Genomic DNA, 13,796 nt, shown 5'->3' on the forward strand with positions numbered 1-13,796 from the left:
ATGAGAATCAAGATACTATTTCCACTTTTTATAGGACTATTAATAATAGGATCTTGTTCTACGAAAAAAGAAGTCAAAATACTAAGACTAGCGCACACATTAGACACCAAACATCCTGTGCATAAAGCAATGACTATTTTAGGTGAAAAACTTAAAAAAAAATCAAACGGAACTTTAGAAGTTAAATTATACCCAAGTGGTCAATTGGGCGCAGAACGTGAATGTCTTGAATTGCTACAAATTGGAAGCCTAGACATCACAAAAGTTTCTGCAGCTGTATTAGAAAACTTTATCACAGAATACAAGGTTTTTAGTATTCCATATTTATTTAGAGATAGACAACACGCTTTTCAAGTTTTTGATGGAGCTATTGGAGATGAAATGCTTACTAAAGGAGATAAATATCGACTAAGAGGATTAACTTTTTATGATGCAGGAAGTCGTAGTTTCTATACAAAAGAGAAGCCAATAACAACTCCAGAAGATCTTAAGGGTTTGAAAATAAGAGTCCAAAAAAGTAATATGGCTGTTGCAATGGTCAATTCTTTAGGAGGATCTCCCACTCCCATTTCATGGGGAGAATTATATACAGCTCTACAACAAGGTGTTGTCGATGGCGCAGAAAACAATCTACCCAGTTTTTATACCTCTAAACATTATGAAATATGTAAATACTTTAGTCTTGATCAACATACTGCCGTTCCTGATGTTTTATTAATTGGTTTAGATACTTGGGAACGATTATCGGAACAAGAACAAATCTGGTTAAAAGAAGCTGCGAGAGAATCTACAATAGAACAACGTAAGTTATGGGCTGCATCAGAAAAGGAATCCTTGGATATTATTACCGCATCTGGAGTCGAAATTATAACTCCTGACAAAACTTTGTTCGAACAGGAGACAGAAAGTATTCAAAAAATGTTTCAAGATAATCCTGATATGCTATCCTTAATTAAGAATATCAAAAACACAAAGCAATGAGAAAAACAATAGATACATTTTTAGAAAAAGCGCTAATTCTAATATTTTCATTGATGTTATTTAGTGTTATATGGCAGGTGTTTTCAAGATTTTTATTAAAATCTCCTAGTACTATTACTGATGAGATTTCGAGCTTCTCCTTAATATGGCTAGGCCTATTGGGAGCGGCATACGCCACGGGAAAACGCTTACACCTTGCCATAGATCTGATACCTTCTCATATTGTAGCTAAAAGACAAAAATTATATGAAAGTATTGTGCAAGGATCTATATTAATTTTTGGATTTCTTGTTATGGTTATTGGTGGAGCAAGACTTTGTTGGCTGACATTTGTGTTTCAGCAAAAATCAGCTACACTAGAAATTCCTTTAGGGTTTATCTATTTGGTAATTCCTATAAGCGGCATATTGATATGCTATTATTCTTTAGTCATACTATTACGTAAAAAAGATCTTGCATTATGAATTATACTGAAGTTTTAATCCTAACATTAAGTTTTCTTGTATTACTCTCAATTCGAGTTCCCGTAGCGTATGCCATTGGTCTATCTGGATTATTCACCCTTATTGTAGCCATGCCATTTATGCCATCAGTAACCACGTTAGCGCAAAGAATGGCAACATCTTTGGACAGTTTTACCCTTTCTGCAATTCCTTTTTTCATACTAGCAGGTCAAATTATGAATCGAGGCGGTATCGCGGTACGACTCATAAATTTCGCAAAAGCTATTGTAGGGCCTTTACCAGGAGGATTGGCTTTTGTAAATATATTTGCTTGTATGCTTTTTGGTGCAATATCCGGTTCTGCAGTTGCAGCTGCTTCAGCTATTGGTGGGTTTATGAATCCAATGATGGAAAAAGAAGGGTATGATAAATCTTTTAGTGCTGCTGTAAATATAACTAGTTCTACGACAGGTTTATTAATCCCACCAAGTAATGTTTTAATTATATATTCTCTAGCTAGTGGTGGTGTTTCTATTGCTGCTCTATTTGTAGCAGGGTATGTCCCAGGTTTATTGATTGGATTTGCTTTAATGTTAGTCGCTGGTATTTATTCGGTAATCAAAAAGTATCCTACCGAAAAACTTGTTAGTCTTAAGGTTTTTCTTAAACGATTTTTAGATGCATTACCGAGTCTTCTTTTACTTGTAGTTGTTATTGGAGGAATCGTAGCTGGAATTTTCACAGCCACAGAAGCTTCTGCAATAGCAGTTATTTATACTTTTATATTAGCTCTTGCTTATAAAGAAATTTCGCTTAAAAGCATTGCTCCGATATTATTAGAAACTATAAAAACCTCATCAATCGTGTTATTGCTAATTGCAACCTCTATTGCAATGTCTTGGGTAATGTCTTATGAAAACATTCCTCAAGAAATTAGTAATGCATTACTTTCAATTAGTGATAATCCAATTATTATTTTAATACTTATCAATTTAATTTTATTATTTGTGGGAGTCTTTATGGATATGACTCCAGCAGTATTGATTTTTACTCCAATTTTTTTACCTATTGTAACAGATTTAGGAATGAATCCTATACATTTTGGTATTGTTATGATTCTAAACCTTTGTATCGGATTATGCACGCCTCCTGTAGGTTCTGTACTTTTTGTAGGGTGTAGTGTAGCAGAATTAAGTATTCAGAAAGTAATTCGTCCTTTAATGCCTTTGTTTTTAATTATGATTCTAGTATTGGTTTTAATCACATATATTCCAGAGTTAAGTTTATGGCTTCCTAGGCTATTTGATCTTTAAATCCAATTGTACAATGCTTATAGATAAGAGACCTCTTAGCAAATTGCTAAGAGATCCTTATAGTTCTATTAATTTGTTTTACTACTTTATATAGTGCCGACTCCGCTCTTGGATTGTTTAGGTTAATAATTCTAATCAAATAGATACTATTTGATTAGAATTAGCCTATTTTTTAGCAACTTTAAAAACTTTAGAATTTGCACTATTATCAAAATCTATGACTTTGACCATATAAAGTCCCGAAGAAAAAGATTCCATAGAAATAATATTTTCTCCTTCTGTTAACTCTTTGCGAATTTTGGTAGCTCCTAATATATCATACACCGTAACCACTTTTCCAGCAGTATTTCCAGAGATAAACAAGGTGTTTTGAACTGGATTAGGGTAGAGTCTCAACTCTTGATTATCTATCGGTGTTTTATCTTCTTCTAACACCTCAAAAATCCAATGTTGATTTTGATTACTATTACTGTTAGTCCATAGATAAGTAGCCCTTCCATTAGCTCCTCCAAAATCTCCATCAATAGAGAATCCACTAGAATTTCGTTTTTCCAAACGATAAATATCTCCAGAGATTTTAACCTTTCTCCAGTGCTGATTCTGATTGTTATTTTGACAATTCCATAGGATTATATTTTGACGTAATGCCCCATTATTTCCTCCATCCATACATAAATCCGTATTTACTTTTTGATACGAATAATAACCATTACCACGATCAATTTCTATCCATTGCTGGTTTACATTATTTGAATTGGCAGCATATAAAAACACGTTATTATTAGGAGCTCCACCATTGCCGCCATCTAGGGCGAAATTGATAGCGTTGCGCTTACGTATGTGAACGACAGTATTTCCTTCAGTAAGGGTGCCACCATCATCACACGGCTCATTTGATATTCCATGGATATAATCAATAAACGTATGTTTAGGAGCAGCTACATCAGGCGGGAAATCCAAACGTATCGCTGTAATTGTTTTTCCCATCCAAGTATTTAAACCACTCATGTCAAAGATCAGCTCCTCATACACATTAGTGTCTTCTGGAGTTACTATCACTGAACGTGCTTGTGCAAAATTAGGTTGATCTGTTGTACTCCAAAATAATTGAAACATACCCGTAGCTTCTGACTTAGCTCTAATGCGAAATGTTGGTGCTTGATTACCTTGAAAACTTAACCCACTTTTGATAATGTATGGATCGTTAGAATTGTCCGCTCTTAATAACCAGTATTCAGGATTCGATGTATTATGCGCAGCAATGTTATATCTTGTAAACCCTTCGTCCGTTCCGCTAAAATCAAATTTAAGATCAGATACTATACAAACTTCATCTGGATCACTAGTTACAACAGTAATGTTTTTTGTAGCTGTTGCTGTGATTCCCGTATTATCAGTAGCTATTGCTCTTAAAATATAGGTGCCAACCGATAAATTAAGTAATAAAGGGTCTTCATTACCTGCATTTGCGGTCCCCCATTCGTAGGGTGCTGAATTTTCTTGTCGTACCAAAGCATCATTGATATATAATCTAACATTAGCAATAGCGCCATCACTATCTGAAGCATCAATCACTACACCAAGATTTTCTCCAATATCAAATGTTGTATTTACTGGACTTGTAAAAGTTACTACTGGGGATTGATTCTGTCCTGAAACGATAATAGTTTTCGTTACTGTAGTGCTTGCACCACTATTATCTGTTGCTACAGCTCTTAAGGTATAGCTACCAACCGACAAATTGAGTAATAAAGGATCTTCATTATCTGCATTTGCAGTTCCCCACTCATAAGGAGTTCCATTTTCTTGTCGTACCAAAACGTCATTGATATATAATCTAACATTAGCAATAACGCCATCACTATCTGAAGCATTAACTACTACTCCCAAATCAGCTCCTTCATCAAACTGATCACCATTTGGGCTCTGAAAACTTGCTATTGGAGCTGTATTATCAGGAAGATCATTATTACAACTTGCATTCTCTTGATTATTTTTTACCATTCCAATCGGTTGCCCACAAGATTGTCCAGCCCATCTAGCATAAATTAAAGTCCCTACAGGAACATTATTAAAGCTTCTTGTTCCTACATTATCATTGAAAGTTTGTGTATACGTTTGTCCTCCATCTAAACTTACTTGAACCTGCGTCTTAGTTGGATTATTTTCTATATGAACAGTAGCTGTTGCTATACAACCCGATTGGCTAGAGGTGGTTACATAGGCATTCATAAGATCCGGTTCTTCATTGTATTTATTCAAATTAGGTAAATTACCAGAGTTCCATCGAACTATGTAATTGGTTGTCAAAAGTTTATTCTCCAATACAAATTTCACGTACAAATCACCATTATTTTCTACATAATAAGCGGTAGTATTCGAATTTGTAACTTGAGCAATACTATTGCTCGCATTTATTCCATCTATTCTTACATTATTCAAATTTCCAAAACCTTTAAATCGCACAGTCATAGCTTTTCCAACCTGTCTGTCATTATTTAGTATTACATTCATACTGTTTCCAGAAAGGCTACTATAATAAATGGCATGTTCAAACTGGTCCTGAGCATCATCAAGTGTAAAGTGATGATTAGAATTAGGACCGACACCGCAAGCAGTAGAACTGAAAACTTTTGAAATTGGACACCCTACTTTTTTTCTAGTCATAGTAAGCGCAACATCATTGCTTGTCCTCAACAAGGCAAAGGATTTAGGCACGCTATGCAAGCCATCCCAATTATGAAGTTGGTAAGAATTATCGAACATATAAAAATCAATTTCACTAGCTAAAGAACTAGGCACGCCCGTGCGTGTTAGGGAGCCATCCAAATCTTGAATAACATTACTAAAGGTTTGTAGACAGGTATGAGTATTGTCGTTGGGCGGTAACCATTGATGATCAATATTTATTCTTGGAGAGCCCGCGTGATTATAGGTAATACCTTTAAATTGGTGATTGATAAATTTGGTGCCGGCGCCATTATTATCAAATATAGAACTATCATTTCTATTCCAGTCTACCAAATGACTATCAAACATTCTTAGTGCACCATCATACAAAAGGTTAAGTGATTTCTGCTCATTAGAATTAAAAATGCCATTACCCGTATCAGAAATAAATAACGAATTTTGGAGGGTTGCTCTAGTAGCCAGCATCGTATGAAATTTAGCATCTGAAGACATCGCATTATCAAATATGATATTTTCTAAGCCTCCACCAATACCAGCATATATGTTAATATTATTACTAAACAAAGTAAAATCTTTGATTATAAACGGGTTATCTACTGTAAAACCAACATTTTTTCTTAAGTCATGGTTTTGATTAAGTGCATCGTTAATATCAAAACCTGATTGACTACTATGTGCACTATTCCCTAAAAATTCTTTTAACTCTGTTTCTCTAGGCTTTAAATTAGCCAAAGCGGGTATACTTCCAGAATCACCTGTAGGGCTATCAGGAAAGGCAAACCAATAGGCTGTACCTTCTGTTCCAGCTACTATATTATTAATGAAATTATTATCCGGATTCGTGATCCAAAAAGCAGACGGAGAAGCATTTTGTGGCTCAGAAAAATCAAAATCTGAATCCAATAAAGCATCTTGTGCTAATGGTTTTTTTGATAATAATACTAGGTTATTTGAAAACACATTGTCGATTTCTGAGCCGTCTTCTAAAAAGATACCATGCCCTCTATGATCATAGGCTACATTATTATCTACCAAAGTTCCCCATGTACCGTGTACGGTAATAGCTCTATTATAACTTTTTCTAATACTACAATTGGAAATGTATTGCCCATTGCCCGCAGCTCCTAATAAATGCCAATGCCAAGGATATCTTCCTAGGGTTCCTCCTTGTCCCATTCTAAAAAATTCTACGTTGTCTGCATTTCCAGTGGAGCCATTCATAATCATCACATGGGCTCCATATCTATTGGCGTCTGTGGTATCATTTCCACCTTGTATTGTGATATTTCTGCTCAGTAATCCAACTTCTACACGGGTATCCATAGTCCAACTTCTTGATCCATTTGAATAACTCTTCAATTCTCCCATTCTAGGAAACTGTAATCCTTGTGCAAAAGAAATTGTTTTTCCATCCCCCGAAACATTTGTTATGGTTCGTATTTCTGCTTCTTCTGGGTTTAATCTATTAGAAGTGATTACTATTTCATCACCTACTTCCCAATCGATAGCTTCTGCTAGGGTAATCGAGGTAGAACCAGAAGCTGTTTGAGCACCTATTTTTACCCAAGATTTTTTTGGGCTACCGTGTAAATTCATCGTAGCACCACCCATTACCATAATAGCCTTGGAATTAACAGGGGTTCCTGGGATTAATTCATTTCGGTTTGTTCCTGTTAAGGTAATTACACCACCTTCTTCACTAATATAGGGTTGATCTTTAGTACCAATCTCTAGTTCGGCATTAGCACCCATCACCATGATATATTTGGTAGTTAGGTTAAACCAAGTGCCGTTGGTTTGATGATTATGAGCTCTTAGGGTTCCGTTTACCCTTACACTTCTAGCATTACATGGGCCTACCATGGTTAGTGTAATTCCTGCTGGTATTATAACATCATCGTTCGCAGTTGGAAGATTTCCATTAGGCCAAGTACTATCTTGATTCCAAGCTCCGGATTGTATAGGCTGTATAGTAGCTAAATTTAAAGGAGGTAAACAGTCAACAGAAGATGTTACTTTTTTAACGGTATTCTTTCTGGGAGTATGAGCAAAAATATTGCCAATTCCCACAGATAAAAACATCATTATAACAAACGTATAAAAACGTTTATTTTTCGATATGTATTTACGATTTTTCATAAGTTGGTTTGTGTTAAATTAATTTTAGTGGTTAAAAGAATTATATTGTTTTAGTTAATTATCCATATATGTATATGAGATTCATAATTAGTATATTATATGTTATTTATTTTAATAAACTATAGATAGATTCATCCAACATAATCATATTGCAAACAACTAATTGAAGCATGAAAATGAGAATGTTTCGTATTCAAAACAAAGTGTTTAGGGCCCCAGAAAGGAAGGAAGGAAGGAGCGCTAAAAAAACACAATTAATATTACTTTCACTTTAAATAAAAATAATTAAGATCCTTTTAAAATTAAAAGACTTGCGGTTCAGATCTCATTTATTTTATTCTCTAAAGAAATACTATATAAGTTTATAAATCATTGAAGAAAAATCTGGGGTTTCTTCTACATTTAAAACCTTACTACAATTTTAACGAAAAAGTTTTCGTAATTATATTTATTTATTATTGAAAAAAATATAACTATCTAATTATCAATTGCTTAAAAATAAATTTTAAAGATTTTTTTAAGTTTTTCATCGTGATTTTTTTGTGATTATTGCACCGTATTGATTAAAAATATAGTGTATTTCGAAAAAGCATTAATAATTAAATAGTTAAAACTAATTTTTTCTTGTTTTTTAAATAATATATCAGTATTAGTTCATACGATTTTTATTATAAATTCTAGCTTTAGATAGATAATAATTCGAAATAATTTAAGCATAATTACAAGTAAAAAATGATGCATCTTACAAAATTCACAAATAATTTTTGGTGTTACAATGCTACCTCATCGAGCAGACAAGTATTGAAACATTTTTTATACTAAAATTTACCTCTACAAACTCATTTAGATTTGTTCTTTCAGACATTTCGGAAATAAAAAAGAAATACAATTATTATATAATATTACCTACAATAAAAACAAAACTGTTTACAAAACAATTTGGTTCTATTCCAGAAATAGTTAGTCTATTTGGTGAATGGGAATATTGTTTTTTTTGGTATAATTATAGTGTAGAATTGTTTATAAAGAAATTTTATAAATTAAGGTTATCTAAAAAGTAAGACTTTACTTTTTAGATAACCTTTTTATGTGTATTATGCCAATTAGAGATATTTACTAATTAATCAGTTTTTACAATTTTATATATCATTGAATCTGATCGACGATTCTCTATATCTATAATTCGTACCATATAAATTCCTTTGGACAGCTGGCTGAAATCAATCTCGTTTTCTGATTCATCCAAAGATTGGCTAATCTTTTCTGCACCTAATAAATCATATACTTTAATGACTTTGGAAAAATCTGCACCAGAAACACGTAAGATATTCTTTACTGGATTTGGATAAAGAATAGGGTCGTTATCATCAACGTTGTCAGGATTTTTATTCTCTAAATAAGTAATTACCAATTTTGGAGCTCCTGTAGTTCCATTTTCCTTAGATCCAAAAGCAAAATCATTGCCTCCATTCATTTCTAAAATAAGACTGAGCTTCTCATTAGTCAAAACTTTAGAAAGATCTACCGGAATTTGTATAGTAGAACCTATTGCATATGTACCTGTTCTAGAACCTACAATCTGTGCTTTTGTGGCAGGTTTATTTTGAAGAGAGAGATTGGTCTCTGTCCAACCGTTATGTGCTGCCTCTTGGACGAGTACTTCTCCATTTCCTGCATCACCAAATACTTCAAATTCTAATATCGCATCAGTAATCTCTCCATTAATTCCAGCTAGATCAAACATTAAATATCCGGTACGTCTTCCACCTTCTAATCTCACCATAGTATTATTAAACCTTGTACTATTATCTAAGTAAGCATCGTGAATTGGAGAAAGGCTTGTAGTTGTTTCCACAAGCGAAGGTTTTGTAACTTCAACTTTATCAAAATTAAACAAATACCCAGCTCCACCAGTGTATACCAATCGTAATGTTTGGTTTCCACCGGAAAGTGAAATAGAACTAGTATGTGATTGATATGAATGCCAATTACCATTTCCTGGGATCTGTATAGATTCTTTTAAAGAGTTATTCACATAAATCTCAATGGTACCACCATTAGTGTTACTTGAAGTAAACACTGTAAAATCATAGTTTCCAGAACCCTCAACATCAATCTGATACTCAGTATAATTATTATTTAGTATGAAACCAAGGTTTTGTCCTCCACCAGGTGTGTTCTCTGCACGAACACTGCCGGATATATTTACAAATGCTTCCGCTTCAAAACTCCCCGGTATTGGAATTGCAGTTCCATTTGCATCATTTACAATAATCGTTTTGATTTTGGTGACAGTTTCACCACTGGTAGTGGCTGCTATAGCCTTTAATTCATAAGTTCCAGCTACAAGATTTAATAAAGCATTATCATCTTGGTTAGTATTTGCAGTCCCCCATTCATAAGGAGCTCCTCCTTCTTGTCGTACCAAAACATCATTTAGATAAAGTCTAATATTAGAAACACTTCCATTAGTAACAGAGACTACTACACCTAAATCATCACCTTCTTCCAACTCGTCATTTATAGGGCTTGTAAATACTATTTCTGGAGAATTATCACAAGGATCATCGGATGCATTTGGTCCATGAATATAATCAACCCAATAATGACTAGATCCTGAAGGATTTCCAGGAAAATCCAATCGAAGTTTGGTAATAGTTTGTCCCATCCAGGTATCGAATCCACTCATATCAAAAACCAATTCTTCAAAAACATTTGTAGTTTGTGGTGTTACTGTTACGGATCGAGCAGCTGTAAAATTATTCTGATTGATTGTAGTCCAAAATAGTTGATACGACCCAGTTGCCTCGGATTTTGTTCTAATTCTTAATTGGGAAACCTGATTTCCATTAAATTTAAATCCACTTCTTACAATATAGGGATCATTAGAATTATCAGCTCTTACCAGCCAATGTTGATCACTACTGGTATTAGCAGCGGCAATATTGAAACGTTCAAAATTTTCATTAGTATTACTAAATCCGAAATTTAAATCAGAGGCATTGTTCGGATTGTCACAGGTATCTATTTCTGTAATATCTGGTCTTCCATCACCATCACTATCTAGAGCAGTAACTCCATCAAGGTCATTTGTTGTACAAGGAAGATTAGTGGGTTGAAAACCTCCATTATTATCCCAATTTAGGGTAACATTTACTCTATCATCTCCTCCGACAGCTCTAAATTTGATATACACATCTCCGTTTCCAGCTATAAAATATCCATTATTTGTAGCATTCTCTACTGCTGCTCTAGAATTTAGTAGCGGAGCACCGTTTACTCTAAAATTGCCTAGTTTTCCCAAACCCTTCAGGCAAGCCAATCCTAAATCTCCAGCATCTCCCCGATTCCAGATAAGTAATATACTTTTATTTGCTGGGGCTTTATCAAAATAATAGGTATACATGAAATCTTCATTAACAATCATTGGAAATTTATAGGTTCCAGATGAAGGTGATCCAGATTCATAAAAACAAACATCTTCAGTACCTGGCTTAGATCGAACTACAGACATTCGAACTCCACTTGCATTGATTCTTGCCATCCATAATCCTGCAAAATAGTAATCCGATCGTGCTGCATTTCTCCAAGAAGAATGTCTATATTCATGTCCATCTCTAAGAAATGGAATATCTCTAATCAATGTACCCTTTTTTCCTAACATCGTTCCATCATAATCTTTGAAAAATTGTCCTATTTTTCGAGTACGAGTATCAGTGGTATTTGGCAATTGAAAAAATCTAAATGGGAAAGGTTCAGAAAATCCTTTCGTAGTTCCTCTAAAAGTAGGGTTAAAATTCTCAGTTGCTCCACCACCTGTAATTTGCTTAATCATTTCGGCATTAGACCGGTTCCATCCTTCAAAATGACAATCAAAATGTCTACCAGGACCATCATAAAATCTAAAGAATTCTCGTACACCTTCAAAAACACCTAAATCTGTATCAACATTAAAAAGGCTATTCTCTATCGTAAGATCACCCGCAAGCATAGAAACCGTTTTATTGTCACTAAAAGCACAATTATAAAAAACTGTGTTTTCATTTATTCCTCCTACACCTAATCCGCTATATAAAGCTTGATCATTTCCATAAAACAAACCATCTCTAATCAGTTGTCTAGTATTAACTTTCCATCCAAAATTCTTTTTTATTGAATGGTCAGGGTTTAACTGATCAAAAACATCCCAGCCAGTCATACAAGTATGCGCAACAAAACCATCAAATCGTCCTAAAGGCTCCGTGGTTGGGTTTAAACCTTGAAAATAAGGTAAATTACCAGAATCGAACATAGGCTTTTCTGGAAAAGCAAACCAAAACCCTGTTCCTTCGGTACCTGCAGCAATATTGTTCTCAAAATAATTATTTGGGTTAGTGATCCAATAAGATGCGGGTGTTCTATTTTGGGCTTCATTAGCTTCATTATCAGAAGGTGTCAATTGTTCTCCTGGTTTTGGTCTTCTGGTGACAAATACCACATTATTCTTAATGGTATTAAATCGTTCTCCACCATCTTCTAAAAAAATACCGTGACCAATTTGGTCGTAAGCAAATACACCATCGACAGTGACGTAGTCTGTACCATGTATAGTAACAGCTCTATTAAATGATTTATGCACACTGCTATTTCTTAGATAACTACCATTTGATTGATCTTCATTTAAGTGCCAGTGATAAGGATATCGACCTAACACACCTTTTTGTCCCATTTTATATAACTCTATATTTTCTGAATGAGAAGTAGAACCTTTCATGAGCATAATATGACCTCCAAAGCCAGTTTGCTCATTATTTCCATCCATTTTACCCTGAATTTTAATATAGTGTGATAACAAACCTACTTCTGCTTGGATATTTACATCCCAAGTTTTTCCATCTATGTCTCTAGTATATGTCTTAGATCCTCCAATATGTTTAAATTTAAGAGGAGATGCTAATGTCAGAGTTCTTCTATTACCGCTAATTGCAGTGATCTCTGCTTCATCCACATCGTTCCATGCTTTTGATTGCGAACTAGCCAACCCTGTAGAAGTCAATGCGATCTTATCGCCTACTTCCCAATCTACCTGATCTTTTAAGGTGATTTGCGTTGCTCCTACATTTGACGTACTTGCTAGATTTGTCCAACTCATTCTTTTCTTTCCATGCAATTCTAAACGGCCTCCGCCCATTACCATAATTGCTTTATATGATGCTGCCGCATTAACAATCTTATTACCAGTAAGTGTTATTTGGCATCTAATATCGCCAGGGCCTTTGTCAGCATAGTAAGGTTGATTTTCTGTTCCTACTTCCATATATCCGCCATTAGCAACCATAATGCTTTGCGCTTCTAAATCTATCCAAGCACCTGCAGATTGATAATTTACCGCACTTAGTTTTCCTTGCACAGTAATATTCTTTGCTCTACAGGTACCAACCATTTTTAAATCAATTCCTGGAGGAACGACTATATCATCATTTGATGTAGGCTTAACACCATTGGGCCAAGTAGATGCACTTGTCCATAATCCAGATTGAACAGGTCTAATAGTCGCTAAACTAATGGTAGGCGGCACACAATCAAAAGATGAGGTAATTTTTGCAGGTGTATCTGTAGAAGTAGCAAATATTTTACTCACACAAAATATAAGGAACATCAATAAAATTAATGTGACAAGACTATTATGTTTTAATAGGTATCGCCATTTATGGAGGTAACTTTTAGTTGTATTCATAATTTGTTAGGTTTTAGTTATGAGTTTGTGTTATATTATAGAGCACCTATAGAGACAATAATTGATCTATAAATACTAAGCTTATTATGGTGTCTTAGATCTTTTCTAAGCACCTATTTAATGTATTCGAAATCGCAATTTTATCATTAATTTTATTAATAAGGTCGAATCCATTTAATGAAATAAATCACTATACTGGATATACATATTAGTAACCGAATTAAAATATTAAAGATCTAAGGGAAGAAATATTTTAAGAGTCAAATGCTAGTTATTACTTGATATTTAGAACAGTTGTTTTTGGAATGATTATTATCATAAATAAATTTTTAAAATTATAAATTAAAATTCCCAATATTATTTGTTCAATGCTTCTTAACTATGATATAAAAAATTTAACAAGAGTATCTGGATTTTCTTATTAAATATTATCATACAATAGTATTGAATTTCGAAGAAAAATTCAAGTTTTAAACATGAATGAAAATTGATTTAAACAACTGATAAACATTT

At 33.9% G+C, this 13,796-nt stretch carries 5 protein-coding genes; 3 read left to right on the forward strand and 2 right to left on the reverse strand.

The window, feature by feature from the left end; translation table 11 throughout:
- From NMK29_RS18840 to NMK29_RS18850, 3 genes are read left to right on the forward strand one after another with little or no spacing between them, the layout of a single operon-like run.
- Positions 1 to 981, forward strand: coding sequence for a TRAP transporter substrate-binding protein (locus NMK29_RS18840; RefSeq protein ID WP_108802456.1), 981 nt, complete (start codon positions 1 to 3; stop codon positions 979 to 981).
- Complete coding sequence (locus NMK29_RS18845; RefSeq protein ID WP_234424223.1) at positions 978 to 1,445, forward strand: TRAP transporter small permease; 468 nt, start codon at positions 978 to 980, stop codon at positions 1,443 to 1,445. Before NMK29_RS18840 ends, NMK29_RS18845 begins: the two co-directional genes overlap by 4 nt.
- A complete protein-coding gene (locus NMK29_RS18850; RefSeq protein WP_108802455.1) occupies positions 1,442 to 2,737 on the forward strand; it encodes a TRAP transporter large permease in 1,296 nt (431 codons plus the stop codon). The genes NMK29_RS18845 and NMK29_RS18850 overlap by 4 nt, the downstream gene beginning before the upstream one ends.
- Before the next feature lie 165 nt (positions 2,738 to 2,902).
- Here the strand turns inward: NMK29_RS18850 and NMK29_RS18855 are convergent, their stop codons facing one another.
- Both NMK29_RS18855 and NMK29_RS18860 read right to left on the reverse strand, forming a co-directional pair.
- Complete coding sequence (locus NMK29_RS18855; protein WP_108802454.1) at positions 2,903 to 7,567, reverse strand: G8 domain-containing protein; 4,665 nt, start codon at positions 7,565 to 7,567, stop codon at positions 2,903 to 2,905.
- Between the two features lie 1,120 nt (positions 7,568 to 8,687).
- Positions 8,688 to 13,283 (reverse strand): carbohydrate-binding protein, encoded by a 4,596-nt coding sequence (locus NMK29_RS18860; protein ID WP_108802453.1) that lies wholly within the window; start codon positions 13,281 to 13,283, stop codon positions 8,688 to 8,690.
- Between the last annotated feature and the right edge of the window lie 513 nt (positions 13,284 to 13,796).

The organism is Aquimarina sp. Aq107 (assembly GCF_943733665.1).
In the GTDB taxonomy this organism is placed as follows: domain Bacteria; phylum Bacteroidota; class Bacteroidia; order Flavobacteriales; family Flavobacteriaceae; genus Aquimarina.

Coding starts and splice junctions, on each gene's coding strand:
- NMK29_RS18840 (WP_108802456.1), top strand. CDS start 1: ATGAGAATCAAGATACTATTTCCACTTTTTATAGGACTATTAATAATA.
- NMK29_RS18845 (WP_234424223.1), top strand. CDS start 978: ATGAGAAAAACAATAGATACATTTTTAGAAAAAGCGCTAATTCTAATA.
- NMK29_RS18850 (WP_108802455.1), top strand. CDS start 1,442: ATGAATTATACTGAAGTTTTAATCCTAACATTAAGTTTTCTTGTATTA.
- NMK29_RS18855 (WP_108802454.1), bottom strand. CDS start 7,567: ATGAAAAATCGTAAATACATATCGAAAAATAAACGTTTTTATACGTTT.
- NMK29_RS18860 (WP_108802453.1), bottom strand. CDS start 13,283: ATGAATACAACTAAAAGTTACCTCCATAAATGGCGATACCTATTAAAA.